Here is a 25110-nt window from a genome sequence, read left to right as displayed (position 1 = left end):
TTCGGCTTAGATCTGCTTTTCCGGCATGAAGACCTTCAGCCCCTCCAACGCCGCCGAAACCTTCAGCTGGCAGGTCAGACGCGACCGCACCGCATCGGGATTCCAGGCGAAATCCAGCATGTCGGCCTCCATCGAGTCCTTTTTCGGCAGCTTGTCGACCCAGGCGGCATCGACATAGACATGGCAGGTCGAACAGGCGCAGGCGCCGCCGCAATCGGCCTCGATGCCGGGGATGCCATTGTCGCGCGCGCCCTCCATGACGGTCAGGCCATTGGCGACCTCGACCACATGTTCCTTGCCGCCGAATTCCACATAGGTGATCTTGGCCATCTTGCCCTCTTGACTGGTTGCAACGGATTTAGCGCAGGACGGTCGGCAGTTCCACCCCCTCTGGACTCATGCCTGAACATGTTCCATATTTGTTCCCATGTCGGATTGGATGACCCCCACGCCTGCGCCCAATACCTGGCCGCGTCCGCCGCGGGCCATCCCGGCCGGGCGTCTGGATGAGCCCTCGGGCGGTGCCCGCGTCGTCGTGGCGGGGCTGGTTCTGGTGCGCCAGCGCCCCGGCACAGCCAAGGGCGTGATCTTTCTGACGCTGGAGGACGAGACGGGGACGGCGAATGTCGTCGTCTGGGCCAAGATTTACGAACGCTTTCGCCGGGCGGTGATCGCGGGGCGGCTGTTGCGCGTCACGGGGCGGTTGCAGCGCGAGGCGGGCGTGGTTCATGTCGTGGCCGAGCATATCGAGGATTGCTCGGCCCTTCTGGACCGGCTTTTGGTGCCGGACATGGCGCGGGCGGGGGATCAGCCCTAGCCGCCTGCCGCCGCGCCCCCTATGATGGCGCAAAACGGGGGGCACATGCGGGCAAGGATTTCGGCACTTCTGGTGGTTTTGGCGGGCTGCGGCGTGCAGGTCCCGGTTTCGGCGCCCAAGGCGCTGGACCTTGCCTCCGAGGCGCGCAAGTCAGAGCCCGAGAGCGTCCCTGGCATCTGCTGGGGCCGCGACACCCTGCCCGCGGTGATCGAGACCGAAACGGTCACGCGCGAAGTCGCGCCGGGCAGTTTCCGCAGCGAAAGCCAGCAACGGATGGTGCGCGACACGGAAACCATCTGGGTGCGGACGCCCTGTTACGACCAGTTGACGCCGGACACGATCCTGACGCTGCAAAGGGCGCTGCGGGCGCGGGGCTATTACCTTGGCCCGCTGGATGGCGTGCTGGAGGGCCAGACGATGACCTCGGTCCGCCGGTTTCAAGAGGATCACGGGCTGGACACCAAGGTCCTGTCGCTGCGCGCCGCCCAGATGCTGGGGCTGGTCCTGACGCCGGTGCGGTAAACCCGGGGTATACCCCGGGCTAGGCGGCTTTGCAGAAGCGTTCCATCCGGTCAGGGTCACGCAGGCGACAGCGCAAGTTGGGCGCCCTGCTGCCATCGGCATAGCCCGGGTTTGACGGCCGGGGGCCTACCCCCGGCCCCATGGATCACTCCACCGACAGGGCCACAAAACGCGGGTCGCCCTGGGTCCGGACCAGAAGCAGGATCGACTTGCGCCCGCCCTCCTTGGCATCGGCCACGCGCGACTCCAGGTCCTTGAGGCTGGAGATTTTCTGCTGGCCGGCCTCCATGATCACATCGCCCTCGCGCAGGCCCTTTTCATAGGCCTCGGCCGCGACATCGACCTTGGTCACGACAAGCCCGCCATCGCCCGGCTGAAGGCCCAGGTCCTGGACCATGTCTTCGGTCACGGCCTGCAGCGTCAGGCCCAGCATCTCGCCGGTCTGCGGAGCGGCGGGCTTGGTCGACTTGTCGGCGGCGGGCTGCGCCTCGCCCTCGGCCTCTTCGCGGCGGCCAAGTTTCACGTCCAGCGTCACTTCCTTGCCCTCGCGCAGGACCAGGACCGGCACCGTCTCGCCAATCGGCGCATCGGCGACAGAGCGGACCAAGCCCTTGGAATCCTTCACCTCATTGCCGTTGAACGTCAGGATCACATCCCCCGAGAGGATGCCCGCATCCTTGCCCGGACCCTCGGGCACATCGGTGACAAGCGCGCCCTTGGCCTCGGCCAGACCCATGGCATCGGCGACGTCCTGGCTGACGTCCTGGATGCGCACGCCCAGCCAGCCGCGCCGCGTCTCGCCGAATTCCTTCAGCTGGTCGACGACCTTGCTGACCACATTCGAGGCCATGGAAAAGCCGATCCCGATCGACCCGCCCGAGGGCGACAGGATGGCGGTGTTCATCCCGATCACCTCGCCGTTCACGTTGAACAAGGGCCCGCCCGAGTTGCCCTTGTTGATCGCGGCATCGGTCTGCAAGAAGTCGTCATAGGTCCCCGAAAGCTCGCGTCCGCGGGCCGAAACGATGCCCGCGCTGACCGAAAAGCCCTGCCCCAGCGGGTTGCCCATGGCCACAACCCAATCGCCCACCCGCATCTGGTCGCTGTCGCCAAACGAGACGAAAGGCAGCGGCTCGGTCGCGTCGATCTTCAGCACGGCGACATCGGTCTTGGGGTCGCGCCCGATCAGCTTGGCCTTGTAATTCTTGCCGCCAAAGGTTTCGACCGTGATGTCATCGGCCCCTTCGATCACGTGGTTGTTGGTCACGACATAGCCATCGGCCGAGATGATATAGCCCGACCCCAAGGCCTCGGAGCGCTGCATTTCCTCTTGCTGGGGCGGCTGATCACCCTGGAAGTCCTTGAAAAACTTCTCGAAAGGCGAACCGGGTGGCACTTGCATCCCGTCGCCCGCCTCGGCCGCAACAATGGACGAGGTGGTGATGTCGACGACGGCGGGCGAGAATTTCTCGACCAGGTCGGCAAAGGACGGAGGCACGGCCTGGGCCATCGCCGGGCTGGACAGCGGCATCAGCACCGCGGGGCTGACGCTGAGCGCGAGGCCAAGGCCAAGCGCGCCGAAGGTCCGGCCAATGCGCGACAGGGCACGCCCCGGCGCGCGGGTGGGGGCCAGGTTTTGGGCCAAGTCTTGTGATTGCATCAGATTGAGAGACTGCACGATCGAACTCCTCTGGGTCAGGTTGCGGCGCCTTGGGTCGGGCACCCGTCCTTGGATGGCCTATCATCTGTCATGCCGGGGGCCTCTGTCCATGCAAACCGGATCGCGGAGGGTCAAAGCCCTGTGACGGAAAGAGAGCAATTGTTTCACGCGGGCGAGAGAGGCACGAAAAGGAAAGGGCCTCCCCAGGAGGGAAGGCCCCAATCTCGGCACCGAAAGGACTGCGCGGTTCAGGGCGCCGTGGCCGTGCCGGTGGCGGGCTGGGGTGCGGCCCCGCCGTTCACCGTCGTGCCCACGCCCGTGGCCCCGGGTCCCGCGCCGATCGCCGCGTCGGACCCCGGAAGCACCGACCCGCCCGCGCCGAAATAGCGGAAGAAATCCCCCTCGGGCGCCAGGACAAAGGCCGTGTTGCCAGCCGGGAAAGCCGCCGCATAGGCCTGCAGCGAGCGCACGAAGGCGTAGAACTCGGGGTCCTGACCATAGGCCTCGGCATAAATGGCCGAACGCTGCGCATCGGCCGCACCGCGCACCACCGCGGCCAGCTTGTCGGCCTCGGAGGTGATTTCCACCGCCTGGCGGTCGGCCCCGGCACGGATCGTCTGGGCGGCCTCGTTGCCGCGCGCGATCTCGTCGGTGGCCTCGCGCTGACGCTCGGCCTTCATCCGCTCATAGGTCGCCTGCAGGTTCTGATCCGGCAGGTCGGTGCGCGTCAGACGGACGTCGATGACCTCGATCCCCAAAGACAGCGCCTTTTCGCGCGCCGAGTCGCGGATCTGGTTCATCAGGGGCAAGCGGTCCTGGCTGAGCACGGCGGTCAGAGGCGCCTTGCCCAGCACGTCACGCACTTCGCCATTCACGATCCGCGACAGGTTGGCCCCGGCGGAATCCAAGCCCCCCAGGCCCACGGCACGGCGGAACTTTTCCAGATCGGTGATCCGCCAGCGGGCGAAAGCATCGACCACCAGACGCCGGCTGTCGGCAAAGGTGATTTCCTGCGGATCGGTCACAAGACCCTGGATCTGGTTCGAATAGCGCGTCACGTCCTGCAACAGCGGGATCTTGAAATACAGCCCCGGCTGGTCGACGACCCGCTTGACCGAGCCGAATTGCAGCACCAGCCCCTTTTCGCGCGCGTCGATCACATAGACCGAGGACAGGGCCGTGGCCCCCAGGATGGCCAGGATCGGAAGGATAATGGAAAGACGCATCACTTGGCCTCCTGCGCTTTGGGCAAGAGCCCGTCAAGTGGCATGAAGGGAAGCGCATCCTGGCCGCCCTCAAGGATGACCTTGTTGGCGCCACCCAGAACTTTTTCCATCGTTTCCAGATACATGCGCTGACGCGTGACCTGAGGAGCCTTGATGTATTCGGCGTAGACGGCGGTAAAGCGGCTGACCTCGCCCTGTGCCTGGTTCACGACCTGGGCCGCATAGGCGCGGGCGTCCTGCTCGGCCTGCGAGGCCTGACCACGGGCCGCAGCCGTGACCTTGTTGGCCTCGGCCTCGGCGGTCTTTTGCAGGCGGTCACGTTCCTGCTGCGCGGCCTGAACGGCGCGGAAGGCGTCGCGGACATCCTCGGGGACGTCAGACTTCACCAGGTTGATCCGGACCACGGAAATCCCGGACTGATAGGCGTCCAAGGTGGCCTGCACTTCGGTGAACAGCGCGGTTTCCACCTCGCCGCGGTCGCGGTTCAGGATCGGGGCCAGCTGGCTGCGGGCGACGATGTCGCGCACGGCGCTTTCGGCCACGGCGCGGATCGTGCCCTCGGGATCACGCAGGTTGAACAGAAAGTCGCGCGGGTTCGAGACGTTCCAGACGACCTGGAATTCGACGTCGACGATGTTCTGATCGCCGGTCAGCATCAACCCGTTGTCGGCCTCGCCTTGGGCGCCAGTGCCGACATCGGTGGTCCGCTGCTGGCTGGTGTTGACGATTTCCGCCGTGAACAAAGGCCAGGCCGCGAAATGCAGGCCGTTGCCCTTGATGTCGCTGAACTCGCCCAGGAACAATTCGACGGCCTGTTCTTCGGGACGGACCGTATAGGCCGACATCCAGCCCCAAAGCGCCAGCGCGCCAAGGACGCCAAGGGCCAGGCCCTGACGGGTCACAGCAGGACCCTGGCCCCCCTGGCCCGGGCGGCCGCCATTGCCGCCGTTGCCGCCGCCACCCATGATGACGCGCAGCTTCTCGGTCCCCTTGCGCAGGACCTCGTCGATTTCCGGGATCTGGCTTTGGGGCCCGCGGTTGTCGTCGCGTCTGCCCTTCGGGCGGTCATCCTCGGGGCCGTTTCCGCCGCCCCAGGGGCCGTTTCCGTTTGCCATCTTTACCTCTTCTCTATGTCTGCCCTGAAATTTGGGGGCTTGGACGCAAAATTCAAGCGTGAACCCGCGTGGGTTTGCGCATCGTGACCAATTCTTCGGCGGCCGTGGGGTGGACGGCGACGGTGCGGTCGAAGTCCTCCTTCGTGGCGCCCATCTTGATGGCCACCGCGGCCAGCTGGATCATCTCGCCCGCCTCGGGGCCGACGATGTGGCAGCCCAGCACCTTGCGGGTCGCGGTGGCGACGATCAGTTTCATCAGCGTGCGATCCTGACGCCCGGCAAACAGCGTCTTCATCGGGCGGAAGTTGGCGGTATAGACCTCACAGGGGCCAAGGGCGCGGGCGGCCTCTTCGGTCAGGCCCACGGTGCCAAGTTCGGGCTGGGTGAAGACGGCGCTGGCGACCAGGTCATGATCAGCGGTCCAGGGTTTGGCCCCGAAAACGGTGTCCGCGAAAGCATGGCCCTCGCGGATCGCAACCGGGGTCAGGTTGATCCGGTCGGTCACATCGCCCACGGCAAAGATCGAGGGGACGGCAGTTTGCGAATACTGGTCCACCAGAATCTGCCCCTTGGGGCCGATCTGGACACCCAGCGACTCAAGCCCCAGGCCCGCTGTATTGGGGACGCGGCCGGTCGCGTAAAGCACAAGGTCGGCCGGATGGACCGCGCCGTCCGTCGTGGTCGCCTGGCCTGGCTGAAGGCTTGCGACCTCGGTCCCGGTCAGGATCGTGACGCCGCGCGCCACCATGCCCTGGGCCACATGGGTCCGCGCCTCGTCATCAAAGCCGCGCAGGATTTGGCCCGCGCGGCACATCAGCGTGACCTGAACGCCAAAGCCCGCAAGGATGCAGGCGAATTCGCAGGCGATAAAGCCGCCACCCATGATGACGACCTTGCCCGGCAGGGCGGGCAGATGGAACATCTCGTTCGAGGTGACGGCGTATTCCGCCCCTGGGATATCGGGGACAAAGGGCCGCCCGCCGGTGGCGATCAGGATATGGCGGGCGGTGACTTCGGTGCCATCGGCCAGGCGGACACGGTGCGGATCGATCACCGTCGCGCGCTGGTCATGCACCGTGACGCCCGCGTTTTTCAGCGTGCCGCGATAGGCGGCCTCCAGCCGGTCAAGCTCGGCTGTCAAAAGCGCCTGAAAGCGGTCCCAGTCGAAGGCCCCGGTCTGAACCTGCCAGCCATAGGCGGCGGCGTCCTGCATCAGGGCCGGAAAGGCGCTGGCATTCACAAGGATCTTTTTGGGCACACAGCCGCGGATGACACAGGTCCCGCCCATGCGCGATTCCTCGGCCAGGGCGACGCGCGCGCCCCCCTCGGAAGCCGCGATCCGCGCCGCACGCACCCCGCCCGAGCCGCCGCCGATGACGAAAAGATCATAGTCGAAGGACATCACAGCTCCCGGAAGATGTTGTCGGAGGGCGCGAAATGGATGCGATCCTCGGATTCGGTGCCGTTGTTGATGTCGCGCAAGACGACGCGGCCATCGGCATGGCCGATCACGACCACATCGCAGATGTCGATGAAAAGCCCGTTTTCAACGACGCCGGGGATCTGGTTCAGCACCAGCGCCAGTTGCCGCGGATTGCCGATGCGCTTCAGATGCAGGTCGACGATATAGTTGCTTTCGTCGGTGATCAGCGGCCGGTCCCCGTTCATCCGGAGCGAGACCTCGCGGTTCATGACGTCCAGGCCGACAAGCAGCTCCTCGATCAGCGCCTTGGTGGTCTGCCAGCCAAAGGGGATGACCTCGACCGGCAGGGGGAAGGCGCCGAGGGTGGCGACCTCTTTGGCGGCGTCGGTGATGACGATCATCTGGTCACTTGCGGTGGCGACGATCTTTTCTTGCAGCAAGGCCGCCCCGCCGCCCTTGATCAGCGCCAGGTTGGGGTCGAATTCATCGGCCCCGTCGATGGTGACGTCCAGCCATTTCGCATCGTCCAAAGAGGTGATCGGCACGCCGACTTGCCGGGCGAGTTCGGCGGTGCGGGTCGAGGTCGGGACGCCGACGATCCGCAAGCCCTCTTCGCGGATGCGCTCGCCCAGGCAGCGCACCATCCAGGCCGCGGTCGATCCGGTGCCGAGGCCGACTTTCATCCCGGACTGGACATAGTCGCAAGCCCGTTTGGCGGCGACGAATTTTGCCTTGTCGGCGGGGGAGAGTTCTTTGGTCACGGGCCGGCCTCCATCTGGTCTGCGATGCTTATAGCAAATGGAAAGCGGGGGGCCATGGGGAAAGGGGGCTTGCCGACTGCGGGGGCGTGACGCCGAGGAGACGCCCTGTGGCCGGTCCTGCCGACCTCACCTTGGGGCGTTCCGCCGACAGGGTCGAAGGGTGTGAGAGCTGGTCGATGACCTGCGGCGAAGGGGTTCGGCAGGGGCGCGGTTGCCGGCTGCGGCTGGGCAAAGCACCGCGACAAACAGTTGCTCCCGCCGCGCCCTGCCCGGGGTAGCCCGACCGACGTCACCAAGCTCACTGCGCCAAAGGCTCCGGCGGCGCGGTGCCGCGCAGGCCGAGCCGGTTGGCCGCAGGCCAGAGGCGAGAAAAGCTCTTGCGGGCTCTTGCCCGCGCCTTTTGCCCCGCCCTTTCCGCTTTCCGCTTGACTTCCCGTCCCATGCACCCAAATCTAAATTGAGAATAATTCGCAATTGCAAAACCAGATCGGTCCCATGACCCCCATTCCGCCCCCAGACAGCCTGCGCCCGGACAGCTTGCCCCAAACCGGCCAGCTCTTGTGGTCCAGCCCGCGCGGAGAAGCCGCCTTGGCCGATGTTCACCGCTCTGTCCCCCTGGGGGTGACGCGCTGGCAAAGGTTCCTGGCCTTCCTCGGGCCGGGCTATATGGTGGCGGTGGGTTATATGGACCCGGGCAACTGGGCGACCTCTTTGGCCGGAGGCTCCAAATTCGGCTATGCCCTTCTGTTCGTGGCGCTTTTGTCGAATGTCATGGCCATCGTCCTGCAATCGCTTTCGGCGCGCCTGGCCATCGCTTCGGGGCGCGACCTGGCCCAGGCCTGCCGCGACGGCCTGCCGCGCTGGACCACGATCCCCCTCTGGCTTGCGGCCGAAATCGCCATCATCGCCACTGACATCGCCGAGGTGATTGGCACGGCCATCGGCCTCAACCTGCTCTTCGGCATCCCGCTGGAGCTGGGGGTGATCATCACGTCGCTGGATGTCTTCCTGATCCTTTGGCTGCAAAAACGGGGCTTCCGGAAACTTGAGGCCTTCGTCATCGCCCTCCTCGGCGTGATCGCCGTGTCTTTCCTGTCACAGATCCTGCTGGCCGATCCCGATTGGGGCGGTGTCCTGCGCGGCTTCATGCCCACGACCGAGATCGTCACCAACCCCGAGATGCTTTACCTCGCCCTGGGTATCCTTGGCGCCACGGTCATGCCGCATAACCTCTACCTGCACTCTGCCATCGTGCAGACCCGGGCCTGGGGCGACAGCCTGCCCGAAAAGCGCGAGGCCCTGCGCTTTGCCACCATCGACTCGACCGTGGCGCTGATGTTTGCGCTGACGATCAATGCCTCGATCCTGATCCTTGCGGCCTCGGCCTTTCATGCCAATGGTCAGACCGCTGTTCAGGATCTGGGCGATGCCCATCGCCTGATCGGGCCCCTTTTGGGCGCGGGTATCGCGCCGGTCCTGTTTGCCGTGGCCCTTCTGGCCTGTGGCTTGAACTCGACCGTCACGGCAACTTTGGCGGGCCAGGCGGTGATGGAGGGCTTTTTGCGCCTCCGTCTCGCCCCCTGGGTCCGTCGGTTGATCACCCGCGCCCTCGCCATCCTGCCGGCGGCAGGGGTCACGATCCTTTACGGCACAGAAGGCATGGGAGAGCTTTTGATCCTCACCCAGGTCGTCCTGTCCCTGCAATTGTCTTTCGCCGTGGTGCCCCTTGTGGCCTTCACGACGCAAAGGTCGAAGATGGGAGAGATGGCGGCGCCCCTCTGGCTGGGTGCTCTGGCCTGGGTCATAGCCGCCGCCATCGTCGTCCTGAACCTGAAACTCTTGTCCGATTTCCTGGCCTGACAGTGTTCCTGGCCTGACAACTTTCCTGGGCTGACAACTTTCCTGGCCTGACAGCCCCCGGGGGCGGGGCTGCCAGAGACACCGTTACGCCTTCCCCCGACCGAAACTCACGACACCAAGGCCTGAAGGCCGTTGCGCACCTCGTCCAGGGTCACGCTGCCATCGGCATCGGCGTCAAAGCCCATCAGCACCTTGACCTTTGCCAACCGGGCGGGGCCCATGACCGAAAGCGCTGCATCCTCGCCCTTGGCGGCCAGCTCAGCCCCCGTGACCAGGCCATCGCCATCGCCATCCGCCGCCCCAAAGGCGCGGTCCAACTTCGCCCGCGCCTCGGATTTCAGCGCCGAGGCCGTGCCCAAAAGCTCTTCGCGCGCGACGGCGCCGTCGCCGTTCAAATCCGCTTCCAGCAGCGGGGCCAGCACATCGACCCGCGCCCGCGCCCTTTGCACGGCAATCGAGACCGCCAGCTGGTCGGCCGTGATCGCATCGCCCTGCCCGGCGCTGGCAATCAGCGCCGCCACGTCCTGCAAATAGGCCTCGGGATCGGCCTTGATCGCCTTGATCATCCGCGGTGGCAGAGCCCCTTGGGCCATCGCCACGCCCGGCAAAAGACCAAAAATGGGCAAAAGGCCAAGAACAATTGCAAGAAAGCGCATCGGGTATCTCCATTCTGGATCGCGTTGCCTCAGTCTCGCGATTCCCGGTTAATCCGCAGTAAACGAAACCAGAACATTTCCAGAAAAATCACCCCCTTTGCGCAGAGCCTTCGTTTTAAGCCTGCTTATGTCGGTTTTACCCCCCGCGCCCGCCCGCTTCCCCCCTATCGTGACAGCCAAACACAGGGGTCGCGCGATGTTCCTTTCCGTCTTCGACATGTTCAAAGTGGGCGTCGGCCCCTCGTCTTCCCACACGATGGGGCCCATGGTCGCCGCCGCCCGCTTTCTTGACCTTTTGCGAAAATCGCCCTTCCACCCCAAGGGCTTGCGCGGCTCTCTGCATGGGTCCCTGGCCTTTACGGGTGTGGGCCATGCCACCGACCGCGCCACGATCCTTGGCCTCGCGGGGTTCGAACCCGCCACCTATGACGCCGCAAAGGCCGAAGCCACGCTGGCGGCGATCCAGGCGACCCACAAGATCACCCCGCCCGGCCTGCCCGAGCTGAGCTTCGACCCGAAAAAGGACCTTGCCTTCGACTACGGCCCCGCCCTGCCCGGCCATGCCAACGGGATGATCCTGAAGGCCACCGATGCCCAGGGCGACGTGATCCTGGAGGAAACCTATTACTCGATCGGCGGCGGCTTTGTGCTGACCGCCGGTGAACTCGCCGAGGCGGGCGGCACCAAGTCCAAGGCCCGCGCCGACGTCCCCTATCCGTTTGAAACCGCAGCCGAAATGCTGGACATGGCGGCGGCCTCGGGCCTGACCATCGCCCAGATGAAACTGGCCAACGAGCTGAAATTCCGCACCAAGGCCGAGATCGACCGCGGCATCGAGCGCCTGTGGGAGGTGATGAACAATTGCATCTCTCGGGGCATGGCGGTGGACGGCATCTTGCCCGGCGGCCTGAAGGTCCGCAGGCGCGCCAAGGGCATCCATGACGCGCTGATGGCCGAACGCGGGCTGAACATGACCGCGCCCCATACGATCAACGACTGGATGTCGCTTTACGCCATGGCGGTGAACGAGGAAAACGCTGCGGGGGGCCAGGTTGTGACCGCGCCCACCAATGGCGCGGCGGGCGTGCTGCCGGCCACGATCCGCTATTACCTCGATCATGTGCCGGGCGCCTCGCAATCCAAGGTGGCCGATTTCCTGCTGACCGCCGCCGCCATCGGGGGGCTGTGCAAGCACAACGCCAGCATCTCTGGCGCGGAATGTGGCTGCCAGGCCGAGGTCGGATCGGCCGCCGCCATGAGCGCGGCAGGCCTGGCCGCCGTCCTGGGCGGCACGGTGGAACAGGTTGAAAACGCCGCCGAAATTGCGCTGGAACACCACCTTGGCATGACCTGCGACCCGGTCAAGGGCCTGGTGCAGGTGCCTTGCATCGAACGCAACGGCCTCGGCGCGATCAAGGCGGTCTCGGCCGCCTCGCTCGCACTGCGGGGCGACGGCCAGCACCTGGTCAGCCTTGACGCCTGCATCGAGACGATGCGCCAGACCGGCCATGACATGCACGAGAAATACAAGGAAACCTCGCTGGGGGGCCTTGCCGTCAACGTCCCCAACTGCTGACCAGAGCCCCGGGCGACGCAGGCGGAGACAGAGCCCTTTCCATTTCACCCTTTCACAAATATCCAACGGGCTGCGCCATCGGTTCAAGAACCCAAAGCGCGCGGGGGGGGTGCCCCCCCGGCCTCAGCCCCAAGACCAAAGGTCGCCCATGATGCCCCAGCCCTCTCCCCTGCGCGGCGCGCTTTTGATGGTGGCCTTCTGCGTCATGGCGCCGCTTCTGGACGCCTGCTCGAAACTCGCCACCGCGCAAATCCCGGTCGGTCAGATCACCGCCGCGCGCTTCCTGTTCCAGGGGCTCTGCATGATCCCGGTCTTTGCCATCATGCGGCCGACATGGGGCGGCACCAAGCGCGACCTGGCCTTCATGGTCGCCCGCGCGATCTGTTTGATCCTGTCGACCTATTGCTTCGTGGCCTCGGTCCAATACATGCCCATTGCCGACGCCATCGCCATCGTCTTCGTCATGCCCTTCATGATCATGGGTCTGGCGCGGCTGATCTTTGGCACGCCCATCGGACGCACGCAGATGCTGGCCTCGCTGGTCGGTTTCGGCGGAGCGCTTCTTGTGATCCAGCCCTCGCTGTCGGCTTATGGCCTGGTGGCGCTTTTCCCCTTGGGCTGCGCTTTGGCCTTTTCCTTTTACGAATTCGCGACCCAGGCCATGTCGACCCGCGTCGATCCCGTCTCGATGCAGCTTTACACCTCGGTCGCGGGCATCGTCATTGCGGCGCCGATCCTGTGGGCCTTTGACGGGTCGGGCGTCACGGAACTTGACCCCGTCATGCCCGATGCGATCAACACCGCCTGGCTGTTCGGCGTGGGCTTTTGGGCCGCGACTTCGCATTTCTGCATGACGGTGGCGATGCGCCACGCCCCCGCCTCGACCCTGGCGCCCTTGCATTACCTGGAGCTGCCGATGGCGGTCTTCCTGGGCTATGCGATCTTTGGCGACTTCCCCAATGTTCTGACCTGGGTCGGCATGGCCGTTATCGTGGGCTCTGGCCTTTACGTCATTCGCCACGAACACCGGTCAGCCCAAGCACGGCCGCCCTTGCTGCCGGACGAGGCAATATGACCAGCATCCGCGGCGCATCGACCTGCAAGTGAACCTCGGGGTCGGCCACCTGGTTCGACGTCCCGATCATCCCCCAGGGCGCGAAATCCAGACCCTCGGTCGGCCACACAAGCCCCTGAGACTGACAGCGCACCTCGCCCAGGGGGTAAAGCGAAAACCGGGTCCCGGGGGTCAGGCGCAGGCTTAGGCGCGGCGGGCACAGAAAGACGACATCCGTGGCGCTCATCACCAGACACCGCTTGCCCGGATGGGCCAAAAGCGAGGTCAGCACCGCAAGCCCGTGATCCAGCCTTTGCCCGGCAAAGCCCACCGCGACCACGAAAGGCGCGTCGATGGAGCGTAAAGCCTTATCGAAATCAGTCGTGACCTGTTCGGGGATATGGTGCAGCCTGTCTGCCAGCCTGTCCCGCGCGGCGGGGCTGATCGAATCAAGGTCGCCCATGACGGCCTCGGGCATGGCCCCATGCGCCAAAAGCCGGTCCGCCCCCCCATCCGCCGCCACCAATCGTGGCGCCATCTTGCGCGCCTCGGCCAGCAGCCGGGCCGAAAAACGACTGCCTCCGGCCAGTGTGACCCCTTCTGTTGATTGGACAATAACCTTTGTCATGCTGATATTGTCCTTCCAATTGCGGCAATCGTTCGGTGCGGCGGCCACAATCAATCCTTCAAAACACCCCGGTTTGTCCATGGATTCGAACAGACCAAAGCGCAGGGTGATAGGGTCGAGTTTGGCAGAAGGCGGGCGACAATGAACGCTGCTCATAAAATTCTAACGGTTTCTTACGGAACTTTCAGCTGCACGCTGGAAGGCTTCGACGACCCCTTCAACACGATGAAGGCGATTGCGGAGTATTTTCGCGATCTGGCGGCGGAGGATCGTTACTTCGGGGCAGAGCCGCCGCAGCCCGATGCCGCCATGCTGCACAAGATAGCAGAGCGCGAAATCCAGCGCCGGGTCGAGGCCAAGATCCAGGACAATGGCGTCGTGTTGCGAGCTCGCGACAGCAACGAGGCGGTGGTGGCCGATACCACGGCCGCCGAGAATGTCTCCGTGAAAATTTCCGAGGCGGTCTCCGAGCCGGTCTCCGCGGCGGTTTTGGCGGCGCCTGTGGCGCAGCCCCAGGCTTCTGCCACGATCCAGGCTTCGGCCACGATGGGGACGACGCATCTGACTTCGGGCAGCGCCCCTGCCGCGACCCAAGAGGCCGCGCCGAAAGCCGCGCCGCGGCTTCTCGCCGAAGACGCCGCGACCCAGGCCATGGCCAGCGCGGCCCAAAGGCTGCAACGCTTGCGCGCCGCTCAGGCTGCGCCGGTCGTGGTGCATGCGGCGGACGTGACGGGTGCGCAGGTCAAGGCCCCGGCACCTGAAGCGGCACCCGAAGCGCTTGTCACCCTGGCCCTGGCCGCCGCGCCAGCCGTGGCGCCTGTGCACGCGCTGACCCCTGTCGAGCCGGTCGCAGACATCACGGCCGATACCACTGGCCAGATCACCGACAAGATTGCTGCCGAAGGCATCGCGCCCCCGCTCACCGAACTGGCGCCCGAAGCCGAAGTGATTGCGGACGACATTCCGGCCGATATGCCCGAAGTCCTCCCGGAGGATGCCCAGCCCGAGGATGCCCAGCCCGAGGATGCTCTCGTTGATGCGCCCGAAAGCGCGGCCGACCTCGCCATGTTCACGCGCCTTGCAGAGGTCGCCACGCCTGCCCACACCGAAGCCTTGTCCCCGGCGGACGATGTTCTTGCAGTGGCGCAGGAATCGGCCGAACCCGAAACCGTCGAACCGGAAACCACGGGTCTTCTGCCGATGGCCGAGGACACCGATGCCGATGTCCTGAGCGCTCTGCGCGAGACCCTCGCCGGTGCCCTTGATAGCGCAGAGATCACCCCGGAGGCCCTTGCGGCAGAGGGTCAGTTTGCTGATGCCGACCAGGCGCCCGCGGCGGACGACCTCGCCGCCATCCTGGAACAGCCGCCGGTCGAGGCCCTGACCCCCATCCAGACGGCCGAAGTGACGCTTCCCGACCTTGGCGCCTATCTTGTTCCGGCAGAAGCCGATTTGCCCGAGGACCAGCCGCAAGAGCTGCCTGCCGACCTGACCCTGGTCCTGCCGGAGGATATCTCTGCCGACCTGCCCGAGGACTACCGCGCCGAAGACCTGGCCGCCTTGCCGGCAACCGATGAACAGCCCGAGGTCGAAGCCTTGGCGCCCGCCGAAGTGGTTGCCGAAGTGGTTGCCGAGACGCCCCGCGAGGGCGACGCCCAGGCGCCGCTTGTGGCGGAAAAGATCCAGCGCGCCCGCGCCCGGGTCATCAAGATCCGCCGCCTGGAGCCCTCGGCCCCTGTGGACTCGCCGATTGCCGCCGAAGAACCCGCAGCGACCGAAGCCCTCACCACAGCCCCCGCCACGGCGCCGGCCGAAGACCGCAGCGCGGCCCTGCGCTCGGCCCTGACCGAACCCGCGCCCAGCCGCCTGCCCGTGGCCCAGACCGACGACGCCGCGGTCGACCGCTTGATCCAGAAGGCCAATTCCGAGTTCGAAGAGCCGCAGACCAAGCGGCGCCGCTCGGCCATCGCGCATCTGAAGGCGGCGGTGCTGGCCACCGTGGCCGAACGCCGCGCCAAGGGGGCGCCCAAGCCTGATGACAACCTGCGCCAGGACCCCTATCGCAAGGACCTGGACCAGGTGATGCGCCCGGCCACCGAAAGGCCCGCGCCTTTGGTTCTGCTGCCGACGCTGCGCATCGACCAGCCCGCCACCGCGCCGGCTGCCGTGGCCGTCCAACCTGTGCGCCCGCGCCGTGTGACCCATGCCGCGACCCTGCGCCCGGCCTTTTCCCCCGAAGAGGACGAATTGGCCGCCGCCGAAATGGCCAATGTTTTCAACGAGACGCCCAAGCAAAGCTTTCAGGACTTCGCCGATGGCCTTGGCGCCTCCAGCCTGCAAGACCTGATCGAGGCGGCGGGGGCTTTCCTGACGCTGACCCGCGGCCAGGACGGCTTTACCCGGCCCGAACTGTTCGCCCAGATCAATGCCCTGGGGTCTGAACCCTCACGCGAGGATGGGTTGCGCGGGTTTGGTCGGCTGTTGCGCGAAGGGCGCCTGACCAGGACCGAGGCGGGGACCTATGCCCTGACCGAGATTTCCCCAATGCTCGCCCAGGCCAAGCGCCGGGCAAGCTGACGTCGTGTCGTGACGAGTGCAGGGCGGAGGGGGCAACCTCTCCGCCCTTTTTCGTGCCAAGGGCCTTTCATGATCAGACCCTATTCACGACAAAGCCCCGGAATTTCCGGGGCTTTGCTTATGTCTTGTCATCCGGATCGGGCTGACCGACGCCCAGGAACAGCGGCTTCAGCGGGATGATCCACAGCACGCCAAGGCCGATATAGACCAGAAGTTCCACCCAAAAGGGCGGTCGGTCGAAAAGCGCAATCAGGCTCACCGCCACCACGATATAGGCCGGGACCCCAAGGACCAGGACCAACAACGACAGGCGGCGGCGGGTTTTATAGCGCATCGTCAGTCAGAGAACGGATCGGTGACAAGGATCGTGTCGTCGCGCTCGGGCGAGGTCGACAGCAGGGCCACCGGGCACTGGATCAGCTCTTCGATGCGGCGGACATATTTGATCGCCGCGCCCGGCAGATCGGCCCAAGACCGCGCGCCTGCGGTGTTTTCCGTCCAGCCTTCCAGCTCCTCATAGATCGGCTTGCAACGCGCCTGTTGGTCGGCGGCGGTCGGCAGGTAATCCATCCGCACCCCGTCCAGGTCATAGCCGACGCAGATCTTCAGCGTCTTGAACCCGTCCAGAACGTCCAGCTTGGTCAGAGCGATGCCCGAAACGCCCGAGGTCGCGCAGGTCTGGCGCACCAGGACCGCATCGAACCAGCCGCAGCGCCGCTTGCGCCCCGTCACGGTGCCGAACTCATGGCCGCGCTCGCCCAGACGCTCGCCATCGGCATCGAACAGTTCCGCCGGGAAGGGGCCTTCGCCGACGCGGGTCGTATAGGCCTTGACGATGCCCAGGACGAAGTCGATCGCGGTCGGCCCAAGGCCGGTGCCGGTCGCTGCCTGACCTGCGATTGTGTTGGACGAGGTGACAAAGGGATAGGTCCCGAAGTCGATATCCAAAAGCGCGCCCTGCGCCCCTTCGAACAGGATGCGCTTGCCCGCCTTGCGCGCCTCGGTCAGGACTTTCCAGACCGGGCCGGCATAGGGCTTGATCGCCGGCGCGATGTCCAGAATCGCGGCCTTCAGCGCGACGGGATCGACCGGCTCCAGCCCAAGGCCCGAACGCAACGCATTGTGGTGCTGCAACAGGCGGCCGATGCGGGCGTCCAGGGTGGTTTCGTCGAAGATGTCAGCGACGCGGATCGCACGGCGGCCGACTTTGTCTTCATAGGCCGGGCCGATGCCGCGGCCCGTGGTGCCGATCTTGGCCACCGAGTTCTGGCTTTCACGGCCGCGGTCCAATTCGCCATGGATCGGCAGGATCAGCGAGGCGTTTTCGGCCACCATCAGGTTTTCCGGCGTGATCTCGACGCCTTGGGCCCGCAGCTTGTCGATCTCCATGACCAGATGCCAGGGGTCCAGCACCACGCCATTGCCGATGACCGACAGCTTGCCACCGCGCACGATGCCCGAGGGCAGGAGCGAGAGCTTATAGACCTTGCCGTCGATGACGAGGGTATGGCCCGCGTTGTGCCCGCCCTGAAAGCGCGCGATCACATCGGCACGCTCCGAGAGCCAGTCGACGATCTTTCCCTTGCCCTCGTCGCCCCATTGGGCGCCCACGACAACCACGTTGGCCATGTGTCTGGTCCTGCATTTGGTGAAACCGTGCATCCTATAGCGGCTGGGGGCGGCGGGGGGAACCGGAAAATGAGACGAAGGGGGGCGGACCAAGTGGGGAACCTCCGGCGGGGAGATTTGGAAAGAAAAGACGGCGAGGCGGCTGAGGCTGGCGGCCCCTTCCCTCTTGCGTGCCCGCGCCCTTGCGCCTAGATAGGCGCGTCAAAGCATAAGGCCGCTGCCCCATGGAAAACGTCGTTCTTGCCATCCACCTGATCCTCGCGCTTCTGCTGATCGGCCTCGTGCTCTTGCAACGGTCGGAGGGCGGCGGTCTGGGCATGGGCGGCGGTGGCGGCGGCGGTGTCGTCTCGGGCCGCACGGCGGCGACCGCGCTGGCCAAGGTCACTTGGGTGCTTGCGGGGCTGTTCATCGCGACCTCGATCACGCTGACGATCCTTGCGGCTTCGACCTCGGCGACCTCTTCGGTGATCGACCAGATCGGTGGCGCCCTGCCCGAGCCGGAGGCGCCCGCCGCCACCGCGCCGCTGCAGGCCCTTCCGGCGGCCGATGCGCCCGCGACCCCGCCCGCCGCGGAAAACTGACCACTAGCTTTTGACCCTGCTACCGGCGGCTCAACTGCATCTAGCGGTCTGGTTGCGTATTACCTGAAAAGGCCTTACGCTCTTTCTCCCGTGGTGCTGCGATTCCGCCCGATCCGAATCGCCTGACAACGGGAGCCCCCATGGCGCGTTACATCTTTATCACCGGTGGTGTGGTTTCCTCGCTGGGCAAGGGTCTGGCCTCGGCGGCACTTGGGGCGCTGTTGCAGGCGCGGGGCTATACGGTGCGGCTGCGCAAACTGGACCCCTATCTGAACGTCGATCCCGGCACGATGTCGCCTTTCGAACATGGCGAGGTCTTTGTGACCGATGATGGCGCGGAAACCGACCTGGACCTTGGCCATTATGAGCGGTTCACCGGCGTCCATGCGCGGCAGACGGATTCGATCTCTTCGGGGCGGATCTATTCCAACGTGCTGGAGAAAGAGCGGCGCGGCGATTACTTGGGCAAGACGATCCAGGTCATTCCGCATGTGACGAATGAGATCAAAGACTTCCTGCGCATTGGCGATGAAGAGGTCGATTTCATGCTCTGTGAAATCGGCGGCACGGTCGGCGATATCGAGGGCCTGCCCTTCTTTGAATCGATCCGCCAGTTCATCCATGAACGCCCGCGCGGTCAGTCGATCCTGATGCATCTGACGCTCTTGCCCTATCTGGCGGCCAGCGGGGAATTGAAGACCAAGCCGACGCAACATTCGGTCAAGGAATTGCAAAGCATCGGCCTGGCGCCGGATGTGCTGGTTTGCCGGTCCGAACACCCGATCCCGGATCGCGAATTGGAAAAGATCGCGCTGTTTTGCAATGTCCGCAAAGAACATGTCGTCCCGGCCTATGACCTGAAGACGATCTATGAGGCTCCCTTGGCCTATCACCGCGCGGGTCTGGATCAGGCCGTGCTGGACGCTTTCGGAATTACGCCCGCGCCGAAGCCCAATCTGCAGGTCTGGGAAGACGTGATGGACCGCATCACCCATCCCGAAGGTGAGGTCCGTATTGCCATCGTCGGCAAATACACCCAACTGGAAGACGCCTATAAGTCGATCGCCGAGGCTCTGACCCATGGCGGCATCGCGAACCGCACCAAGGTCCGCGCCGAATGGATCAATGCCGAGATCTTTGAAACCGAAGACCCCGCCGCCCACTTGGGCAATTTCCATGCCATCCTGGTTCCGGGCGGTTTTGGCGAACGTGGCACCGAAGGCAAGATCCGCGCCGCGCAATTCGCCCGCGAAAAGGGCATCCCCTATCTGGGCATCTGCCTGGGGATGCAGATGGCCGTGATCGAGGCCTCGCGCAATCTGGCGGGCCTGAAAGATGCGGGCTCCGAGGAATTCGACCACGAGGCCGGTGCGAAACGCTTTACGCCAGTGGTCTATCACCTGAAGGAATGGGTCCAGGGCAACCACACCGTGCGCCGCAAGGCGGGCGATGCCAAGGGCGGCACGATGCGCCTGGGCGCCTATACGGCCGTGCTGAAAGAGGGCAGCCATGTGGCCAAGGTCTATGGCAGCACGACGATTGAAGAGCGCCACCGCCACCGCTACGAGGTCGATATCCAATACCGCGCGCAGCTGGAGCAATGCGGGTTGATCTTCTCCGGCATGAGTCCCGACGGCAAACTGCCCGAGATCGTCGAGGTCAAAGACCACCCCTGGTTCATCGGCGTGCAATTCCACCCGGAATTGAAAAGCAAACCCTTCGCCCCGCATCCGCTGTTCGCGGACTTCGTGCGCGCGGCGAAGGAAGTGGAGCGGTTGGTGTAACGTGATAAGGTGCGTGCTTTGCACGCATTATTGCTTTAGCGCCGATGATGCGCCCTGGCGCGGTTTCTTTTGGGTATATCAACGAAGCATTCGTTTCTTTTCATTCATCAACCGATCATTTTGGGGCACGAAAATGCATGTGAGAAGTGAGGTGCTATAGTGGCAATGATTGTTTGCTCAGAGTGTGGTCGAGAAATCTCGGATAAGGCAGCAAGCTGTATCGGCTGCGGCGCTCCGGTCGAGAGTATGAAGTCCAGCATCGCTAGGGCGGCTCCTACGGCTGTTTCCTTTGATCCGAGATCCGGAACGTTCTCTGGAAATCGGGACCTCGTGGTGAAGCTGGCTGCAAAAGCGGTGGTCTCGCTCAAGTGGAAGCTCGATGCGGTCGACGAGAAGAATGGATTGGTTTCTTTTACGACGGGAATGACTTGGGGGTCGTGGAGCGGCGTTTCCGGATCTTTGCTGCTCCAAGAAGATGCGCTGTTCCGTTTTACGGTGACCGGGAGCGCAAAACAGAATGTTAAAGGCGGACAGATGGTGGCACTGAACCTATTCGACGAAGCAGGAAAGAAGGTGCAAAAGATCATAGATGAGATGAGCGCCCTGGCGAGTTGAAGCCGAGCGGTGCGTGAAACCACGCACCCTACCCCGCCACTTCAACGCTCCCCGCGTAGCCCGGGGTACACCGCGGGGGTTGCTACGGCGGGCGAAGAAACCCGGGGTATACCCCGGGCTACGCTGCTTCGATCAAGCACCCGGCCCCTGATCAACCAGGATTACCCCCCCCAAAACCAAAAGGCCCCCCCCATCGGTGCAGGGGGCCTTTCGTTTCCGCCTCGGGGACGCTTACAGCATCCCCATGACCACCGGCTGCACCTGGTGCCAGCCTTCCCACATCATCTTCAGCGCCACATAAACGATGATCGCCAGGCCCACATAGGCAATCCAGCGGTGCTTGTTCAACAGCCGCGCCACATAGCTTGCGGCAAGGCCCATCAAGGCCACCGAAAGCACCAGACCCACGATCAGCACCGTCGGATGGCCATGGGCCGCCCCCGCCACGGCCAGCACATTGTCCAGGCTCATTGAAACGTCGGCAATCACGATCTGCATCGCGGCCTGGGCGAAGGTCTTGGTCTTGCCCCCGCCCGCGACGGTGCCATCGGCGTTCAGGTCCTCACCGCTCAGCGCCTCTGCGGCGCGATTGTCCTCGGCGGCGGAATGGCGCAGTTCGCTCCACATCTTCCAGCAGACCCACAAAAGCAGCACGCCACCGGCCAGCAACAGTCCCACGACCTGCAGCAGCGTCGTCGTGATCAGCGCGAATCCGATCCGCATGATCGTCGCCGCGATGATCCCCACCAGGATCGCCTTGCCGCGTTGCTCTTTCGGCAGGCCAGCTGCGGCCAGGCCAATGACGATCGCATTGTCCCCCGCCAGCACCAGGTCGATGCCGATCACCTGCAACAGGGCGATGAACCCCGTGTATGTGAAGATTTCCATGTCTGTCCCTTCGGTTTTGCGCCTATCTATGCACCCGAAGCCCCAAGTTCAACCAAGCCCCTTGCAATCCGTCCCGTTCCGCCGCATCCGGGGGCCATGCTGTCCTATCAACACGCCTATCACGCGGGCAACGCCGCCGATGTCCAAAAGCATGCGCTTTTGGCCTGGATGCTGGATTACCTGACCCAAAAAGACAAAGCCTTCACCTATATCGAGACCCATGCGGGCCGCGGGCTTTATGACCTGTCCGGCCCCGAGGCGACCAAGACCGGCGAGGCCGCGCAGGGCGTGGCCCGGCTGGAGGCGCGCTTGCCCGAGGCCCATCCCTATCGCCGCGCGCTGGCCCAGACCCGCAAGTCCTTTGGGCGCAACGCTTATCCCGGCTCGCCCCTGATCGCGGGGCAGCTGATGCGGCCTCAGGACGGGCTGTGGCTCTGCGAACTGCATCCGCAAGAGCATGACGCCCTGACAGCGGCGATCCAGCCCCTGCGGACCGCCAACCATGCCTCGTTCCGCATCCTGAAAGAGGATGGCCTGGCCGCCGCCGTCTCTTTGACGCCGCCGACGCCGCGGCGCGGGCTGATGCTGATCGACCCCTCCTTCGAGGTCAAAACCGATTACGACCGCCTGCCGGTGATCATCCCTCAGGTGGTAAGGCGCTGGAATGTCGGCACGATTGCGCTGTGGTATCCGATTCTGACCGATATCCCCCATGCGCCGATGATCCGGGCCCTGGCGCGGCTTTACGCCGATGCGCTGACCCATGAGGTCCGCTTTCCGCCCGCGCGGCCGGGGCATCGGATGGTGGGTTCGGGGCTTTTCGTGATCAACCCGCCTTACGGTCTTCACGAAGAGTCCAAGCGGCTCTCTGCCCTCTTTCGCTAGGGGCGCGGGCGGCCTATTCTGGGGCGATGAGCTTTCTGGACCTCCTTTTCGGCCCCGCCCCCACCCGGCTTCCGCCGCCTGATGAACGTCTGGCCCTGGCCAGCCTGATGGTGCGGGTGGCCCGCGCCGATGGTCATGCCTCTCCGGCCGAGATCGGGCGGATCGACGTGATCCTGGCGGCGCGCTATGGGCTGGCACCCGAGGCGGCCCGCGCGCTGCGCACCGAGGCCGAGACGGCCGAGCAGTTGGCCCCCGACACGGTGCGCTTTACCCGCGCGCTGAAGGATGCCGTGCCGCTGGAGGACAGGCGGTCCCTAGTCGAGGCGCTGTGGCGCGTGGCCTTGGCCGATGGCGCGCGCGATGCCGAAGAAGACCGCGTCTTGCGGCTGGTGGCCAATCTTCTGGGGCTGAATGACGTCGATTCGGCGCTGGCACGGCAAAGGGCCGCGCTGTGATCGCTTCGCTTGGGATGTATGACCGGGCCGAGCTTCAGCCCGCGAATGACCGGCTGTGGCGGCTTGTCCGGGACGGGATGCGCGCCATTGGGCTTGCCGCGCCCGATCACCTGACCCGGGGGGAGGGCGCCTATTGGCCGGCTTGGGAAAGCGCCGATCTGATCCTGTCGCAGACCTGCGGCTATCCCTACCGCGCGCGGCTGCATGGCAAGGTGACGCTGTTGGCCACGCCGGATTACGGGATCGAGGGCTGTCAGCCTGGCTATTACCGCTCGGTCTATGTGGCGCGCCGGGACGATCCACGCGTGGAATTGACCGATTTCGACGGCGCAGGCCTCGCCTTCAACGAGGACCTGTCGCAATCGGGCTGGGCGGGTCCGATGGCCCATGCCCTGGCCCAGGGCATCACGCTGAAACCGCGCCTGCGGTCCGGTGGCCATGTGCTTTCCGCCCGCGCGGTGGCCGAGGGCCGGGCAGAGATCGCCGGGATCGACGCTGTCACCTGGACGATGATCGCGCGGTATGACGGCTTTGCCGCCGATCTGAAGGTCGTGGGGCAAACCGCCCCTGCCCCCGGCCTGCCCTGGATCGCGGCCCAAGGCGCAGATGCCGACCGCCTGTGGCCGATCCTGACGGCAGCCGTGGCCGCCCTTTCCGCGGACGACCGCGCCGCCCTTTGCCTGCGCGGCCTGACCCGCATCCCGCCCGAGGCCTATCTTGCCATCCCGACTCCGCCCCCGCCCTCTGCCTTCGGCGCGCCCTGACGTCATTCATACTGGCTCAAATATCCCGGGGTGCGTCCATCTGTGCGAGAACCGATGGACGCGAGGGCAGCGCCCCAATGCGGCACCTTCTTGCGCGAATCCTGTTGCCAAATCACCGCGAATCCCGCATTCTGAATTTGATCAAATTGACGCGGGTGCTGCGAAGGCACTCGCCGGGATCGGCTAGAAGGGATGGATCAAGGGCATGATCCGACGCATCTGCGGTCGTGCCCCTTCCGCATAGTGAAATGATGAAGGACTGGTTACGGAAACACCCGGATGTGAGGACGATCCGCGTCGCGGCGGCGGACCTCAACGGGCAGGCGCGGGGCAAACGGGTTCCCGCGCGGTTTGCAGACAAGGTCGTGAAGGACGGGACGCGCTTCCCCTTCTCGGTCCTGAACCTGGATATCTGGGGCGAGGATATCGACGATTCACCGCTTGTCTTCGAACAGGGCGACCAGGATGGCGTGCTGCGCCCCACGGAGCGCGGCTTCATGCCGATGCCCTGGCTGGAGGCGCCGACCGCGCTGCTGCCGATCTGGATGTTCCGAGAAAACGGCACGCCCTATGAGGGCGACCCGCGTCATGCTTTGGCCACTGTGGTCAGCCGCTTCAAGGCCCGCGGCCTGACGCCGGTTTGCGCGATGGAGCTGGAATTCTTCCTGATCGACGATTCGGGCAAAACCCTGCAGGTCCCGCCCTCGCCGCGTTCGGGCAAGCGCCGCAAGGCCGCCGAGACGCTGTCGATCCGGGCGCTGGACGCTTTCGACACCTTCTTTACCGACCTTTACGACGCCTGTGAGGCGATGGACATTCCGGCCGATACCTCGACCTCGGAAACCGGTCTGGGTCAGTTCGAAGTCAACCTGATGCATTGCGACGACGCGCTTCGTGCCGCCGATGATGCTTGGCTGTTCAAGATGCTGGTCAAGGGTCTGGCCCGCAGGCACGGCTTTGCCGCCAGCTTCATGGCGAAACCCTACCCGGAATATTCGGGGTCCGGCCTGCACACCCACTTCAGCTTGGTGGACAACGACGGGCGCAATGTCTTTGACTCTGGCGGGCCCAAGGGCACGGCGATGTTGAAGCAAGCGGTCGCGGGTTGCCTGAATGCGATGCATGATTCGACGCTGCTTTTCGCGCCGCATCAGAACTCGTATGAGCGGCTGATCCCGGGCAAACATGCGCCCACGGCGGTGTCCTGGGGCTATGAGAACCGCACCTCGGCCATCCGCATCCCGGCCGGCAACCCGGCCGCGCGGCGGATCGAACACCGGGTCGCGGGGGGCGACGTGAACCCCTATCTGATGCTGGCCGGTATCCTTGGCGCGGCTTTGGACGGCATCGAACACGAGATGGAGCCCGCAAGCCCCATCGTCGGCAATGCCTATGCCGTGACCGGCCTGCCGCAGATCGCGCCGACCTGGGAGGCCGCCATCGACGCGTTGGAGCAATCGCAGATCGTCCCGCGCTTCATCCACCCCGAGCTGATCAAGAACCTGATCTCGACCAAGCGGCAAGAGCTGCATTACCTGGACGAGCTGTCGGATACCGAGAAGCTGGAGCTTTATCTCGACACCGTTTGATCAAAACATCCGCGCCCCCCTTGACCTGACCCGGGGGGCGCGGGC

Annotated in this window: 24 protein-coding genes and 1 pseudogene; 14 read left to right on the top strand and 11 right to left on the bottom strand. The window is 65.0% G+C overall.

What is annotated here, in order from left to right; genetic code table 11:
• Positions 1-6: 6 nt before the first annotated feature.
• Positions 7-330: a 2Fe-2S iron-sulfur cluster-binding protein gene (locus NX862_RS01760; protein WP_264492152.1), complete on the bottom strand. Its 324-nt coding sequence runs from the start codon at positions 328-330 to the stop codon at positions 7-9.
• A 97-nt stretch (positions 331-427) separates the two neighbouring features.
• Here NX862_RS01760 and NX862_RS01755 point away from each other — a divergent pair, with 97 nt between their 5' ends.
• On the top strand, positions 428-817 hold the full coding sequence (locus NX862_RS01755) for an OB-fold nucleic acid binding domain-containing protein (protein WP_264492151.1): 390 nt from the start codon (positions 428-430) through the stop codon (positions 815-817).
• 45 nt (positions 818-862) lie between these two features.
• Positions 863-1339 (top strand): peptidoglycan-binding domain-containing protein, encoded by a 477-nt coding sequence (locus NX862_RS01750; protein ID WP_264492150.1) that lies wholly within the window; start codon positions 863-865, stop codon positions 1337-1339.
• Between the two features lie 145 nt (positions 1340-1484).
• On the opposite strand, the gene NX862_RS01745 is transcribed toward NX862_RS01750, so the two are convergent.
• The 5 genes from NX862_RS01745 to rpiA form a co-directional block, all read right to left on the bottom strand.
• Entirely contained in the window at positions 1485-2999 is a 1515-nt protein-coding gene (locus NX862_RS01745) for a DegQ family serine endoprotease (RefSeq protein ID WP_413694533.1), read from the bottom strand.
• A 248-nt stretch (positions 3000-3247) separates the two neighbouring features.
• Positions 3248-4225, bottom strand: coding sequence for a protease modulator HflC (gene hflC / locus NX862_RS01740; RefSeq protein WP_264492149.1), 978 nt, complete (start codon positions 4223-4225; stop codon positions 3248-3250).
• Positions 4225-5340: an FtsH protease activity modulator HflK gene (gene hflK / locus NX862_RS01735; protein WP_264492148.1), complete on the bottom strand. Its 1116-nt coding sequence runs from the start codon at positions 5338-5340 to the stop codon at positions 4225-4227. The genes hflC and hflK overlap by 1 nt, the downstream gene beginning before the upstream one ends.
• Positions 5341-5392: 52 nt before the next feature.
• Positions 5393-6742, bottom strand: coding sequence for a glutathione-disulfide reductase (gene gor, locus NX862_RS01730; protein WP_264492147.1), 1350 nt, complete (start codon positions 6740-6742; stop codon positions 5393-5395).
• Positions 6742-7524: a ribose-5-phosphate isomerase RpiA gene (gene rpiA / locus NX862_RS01725; RefSeq protein WP_264492146.1), complete on the bottom strand. Its 783-nt coding sequence runs from the start codon at positions 7522-7524 to the stop codon at positions 6742-6744. Before rpiA ends, gor begins: the two co-directional genes overlap by 1 nt.
• Before the next feature lie 495 nt (positions 7525-8019).
• On the opposite strand from rpiA, the gene NX862_RS01720 reads away from it, so the two are divergent.
• Complete coding sequence (locus NX862_RS01720) at positions 8020-9384, top strand: Nramp family divalent metal transporter (protein WP_264492145.1); 1365 nt, start codon at positions 8020-8022, stop codon at positions 9382-9384.
• Positions 9385-9491: 107 nt separating this feature from the next.
• Here the strand turns inward: NX862_RS01720 and NX862_RS01715 are convergent, their stop codons facing one another.
• Positions 9492-10040, bottom strand: a complete 549-nt coding sequence (locus tag NX862_RS01715; RefSeq protein WP_264492144.1) for an EF-hand domain-containing protein — start codon at positions 10038-10040, stop codon at positions 9492-9494.
• Between the two features lie 196 nt (positions 10041-10236).
• Here NX862_RS01715 and NX862_RS01710 point away from each other — a divergent pair, with 196 nt between their 5' ends.
• The gene (locus NX862_RS01710; protein WP_264492143.1) at positions 10237-11616 is read left to right on the top strand and encodes an L-serine ammonia-lyase; all 1380 of its coding nucleotides are present in this window, start codon (positions 10237-10239) and stop codon (positions 11614-11616) included.
• 151 nt (positions 11617-11767) lie between these two features.
• On the top strand, positions 11768-12691 hold the full coding sequence (locus NX862_RS01705) for a DMT family transporter (RefSeq protein ID WP_264492142.1): 924 nt from the start codon (positions 11768-11770) through the stop codon (positions 12689-12691).
• On the opposite strand, the gene NX862_RS01700 is transcribed toward NX862_RS01705, so the two are convergent.
• On the bottom strand, positions 12627-13298 hold the full coding sequence (locus NX862_RS01700; protein WP_264492141.1) for a thiamine diphosphokinase: 672 nt from the start codon (positions 13296-13298) through the stop codon (positions 12627-12629). The genes NX862_RS01705 and NX862_RS01700 overlap by 65 nt on opposite strands.
• A gap of 141 nt (positions 13299-13439) precedes the next feature.
• Here NX862_RS01700 and NX862_RS01695 point away from each other — a divergent pair, with 141 nt between their 5' ends.
• Entirely contained in the window at positions 13440-15875 is a 2436-nt protein-coding gene (locus NX862_RS01695) for a hypothetical protein (protein WP_264492140.1), read from the top strand.
• A 118-nt stretch (positions 15876-15993) separates the two neighbouring features.
• Here the strand turns inward: NX862_RS01695 and NX862_RS01690 are convergent, their stop codons facing one another.
• Positions 15994-16215: a DUF2842 domain-containing protein gene (locus tag NX862_RS01690; RefSeq protein ID WP_264492713.1), complete on the bottom strand. Its 222-nt coding sequence runs from the start codon at positions 16213-16215 to the stop codon at positions 15994-15996.
• Positions 16212-17504, bottom strand: coding sequence for an adenylosuccinate synthase (locus NX862_RS01685; RefSeq protein WP_264492139.1), 1293 nt, complete (start codon positions 17502-17504; stop codon positions 16212-16214). The genes NX862_RS01690 and NX862_RS01685 overlap by 4 nt, the downstream gene beginning before the upstream one ends.
• 224 nt (positions 17505-17728) lie before the next feature.
• Here NX862_RS01685 and secG point away from each other — a divergent pair, with 224 nt between their 5' ends.
• The 4 genes and pseudogenes from secG to NX862_RS01670 all read left to right on the top strand — a co-directional run bounded on the left by secG (position 17729) and on the right by NX862_RS01670 (position 20484).
• Positions 17729-18085, top strand: a complete 357-nt coding sequence (secG, locus tag NX862_RS01680; RefSeq protein ID WP_264492138.1) for a preprotein translocase subunit SecG — start codon at positions 17729-17731, stop codon at positions 18083-18085.
• Between the two features lie 140 nt (positions 18086-18225).
• The gene (gene pyrG, locus NX862_RS01675) at positions 18226-19869 is read left to right on the top strand and encodes a CTP synthase (protein ID WP_264492137.1); all 1644 of its coding nucleotides are present in this window, start codon (positions 18226-18228) and stop codon (positions 19867-19869) included.
• Between the two features lie 165 nt (positions 19870-20034).
• Positions 20035-20103, top strand: a pseudogene (locus NX862_RS19420) (zinc-ribbon domain-containing protein); the annotation flags it as partial.
• Positions 20104-20199: 96 nt separating this feature from the next.
• Positions 20200-20484, top strand: a complete 285-nt coding sequence (locus NX862_RS01670; protein ID WP_264492136.1) for a hypothetical protein — start codon at positions 20200-20202, stop codon at positions 20482-20484.
• Positions 20485-20715: 231 nt separating this feature from the next.
• Here NX862_RS01670 and NX862_RS01665 read toward each other — a convergent pair whose 3' ends face one another.
• Positions 20716-21372, bottom strand: a complete 657-nt coding sequence (locus NX862_RS01665; RefSeq protein ID WP_264492135.1) for a TerC family protein — start codon at positions 21370-21372, stop codon at positions 20716-20718.
• Between the two features lie 96 nt (positions 21373-21468).
• Between NX862_RS01665 and NX862_RS01660 the strand changes: the two genes are divergently transcribed.
• The 4 genes from NX862_RS01660 (at position 21469) to NX862_RS01645 (ending at position 25065) form a co-directional block, all read left to right on the top strand.
• Positions 21469-22257, top strand: a complete 789-nt coding sequence (locus NX862_RS01660) for a 23S rRNA (adenine(2030)-N(6))-methyltransferase RlmJ (protein WP_264492134.1) — start codon at positions 21469-21471, stop codon at positions 22255-22257.
• Between the two features lie 26 nt (positions 22258-22283).
• Complete coding sequence (locus NX862_RS01655) at positions 22284-22712, top strand: tellurite resistance TerB family protein (protein WP_264492133.1); 429 nt, start codon at positions 22284-22286, stop codon at positions 22710-22712.
• On the top strand, positions 22709-23476 hold the full coding sequence (locus tag NX862_RS01650; protein ID WP_264492132.1) for a phosphate/phosphite/phosphonate ABC transporter substrate-binding protein: 768 nt from the start codon (positions 22709-22711) through the stop codon (positions 23474-23476). Before NX862_RS01655 ends, NX862_RS01650 begins: the two co-directional genes overlap by 4 nt.
• A gap of 251 nt (positions 23477-23727) precedes the next feature.
• On the top strand, positions 23728-25065 hold the full coding sequence (locus NX862_RS01645) for a glutamine synthetase family protein (RefSeq protein WP_264492131.1): 1338 nt from the start codon (positions 23728-23730) through the stop codon (positions 25063-25065).
• Positions 25066-25110: the final 45 nt, after the last annotated feature.

Source organism: Stagnihabitans lacustris, assembly GCF_025950525.1.
Taxonomy (GTDB): Bacteria; Pseudomonadota; Alphaproteobacteria; order Rhodobacterales; family Rhodobacteraceae; genus Stagnihabitans.
The sequence above is the reverse complement of the archived record's forward strand: the minus strand, read 5'-3'. Positions and strand labels throughout refer to the sequence as shown.

Bases quoted from the DNA above. Each gene is read 5' to 3' on its own strand.
- gor (WP_264492147.1), bottom strand. From the start codon at position 6,742: ATGTCCTTCGACTATGATCTTTTCGTCATCGGCGGCGGCTCGGGCGGG.
- NX862_RS01645 (WP_264492131.1), top strand. From the start codon at position 23,728: ATGAAGGACTGGTTACGGAAACACCCGGATGTGAGGACGATCCGCGTC.
- NX862_RS01705 (WP_264492142.1), top strand. From the start codon at position 11,768: ATGCCCCAGCCCTCTCCCCTGCGCGGCGCGCTTTTGATGGTGGCCTTC.
- NX862_RS01700 (WP_264492141.1), bottom strand. From the start codon at position 13,298: ATGACAAAGGTTATTGTCCAATCAACAGAAGGGGTCACACTGGCCGGA.
- NX862_RS01760 (WP_264492152.1), bottom strand. From the start codon at position 330: ATGGCCAAGATCACCTATGTGGAATTCGGCGGCAAGGAACATGTGGTC.
- NX862_RS01745 (WP_413694533.1), bottom strand. From the start codon at position 2,999: ATGCAATCACAAGACTTGGCCCAAAACCTGGCCCCCACCCGCGCGCCG.
- NX862_RS01655 (WP_264492133.1), top strand. From the start codon at position 22,284: ATGAGCTTTCTGGACCTCCTTTTCGGCCCCGCCCCCACCCGGCTTCCG.
- NX862_RS01685 (WP_264492139.1), bottom strand. From the start codon at position 17,504: ATGGCCAACGTGGTTGTCGTGGGCGCCCAATGGGGCGACGAGGGCAAG.
- NX862_RS01720 (WP_264492145.1), top strand. From the start codon at position 8,020: ATGACCCCCATTCCGCCCCCAGACAGCCTGCGCCCGGACAGCTTGCCC.
- secG (WP_264492138.1), top strand. From the start codon at position 17,729: ATGGAAAACGTCGTTCTTGCCATCCACCTGATCCTCGCGCTTCTGCTG.
- pyrG (WP_264492137.1), top strand. From the start codon at position 18,226: ATGGCGCGTTACATCTTTATCACCGGTGGTGTGGTTTCCTCGCTGGGC.
- NX862_RS01665 (WP_264492135.1), bottom strand. From the start codon at position 21,372: ATGGAAATCTTCACATACACGGGGTTCATCGCCCTGTTGCAGGTGATC.
- NX862_RS01695 (WP_264492140.1), top strand. From the start codon at position 13,440: ATGAACGCTGCTCATAAAATTCTAACGGTTTCTTACGGAACTTTCAGC.
- NX862_RS01755 (WP_264492151.1), top strand. From the start codon at position 428: ATGTCGGATTGGATGACCCCCACGCCTGCGCCCAATACCTGGCCGCGT.
- NX862_RS01660 (WP_264492134.1), top strand. From the start codon at position 21,469: ATGCTGTCCTATCAACACGCCTATCACGCGGGCAACGCCGCCGATGTC.
- hflC (WP_264492149.1), bottom strand. From the start codon at position 4,225: ATGCGTCTTTCCATTATCCTTCCGATCCTGGCCATCCTGGGGGCCACG.
- NX862_RS01750 (WP_264492150.1), top strand. From the start codon at position 863: ATGCGGGCAAGGATTTCGGCACTTCTGGTGGTTTTGGCGGGCTGCGGC.
- NX862_RS01715 (WP_264492144.1), bottom strand. From the start codon at position 10,040: ATGCGCTTTCTTGCAATTGTTCTTGGCCTTTTGCCCATTTTTGGTCTT.
- hflK (WP_264492148.1), bottom strand. From the start codon at position 5,340: ATGGCAAACGGAAACGGCCCCTGGGGCGGCGGAAACGGCCCCGAGGAT.
- NX862_RS01710 (WP_264492143.1), top strand. From the start codon at position 10,237: ATGTTCCTTTCCGTCTTCGACATGTTCAAAGTGGGCGTCGGCCCCTCG.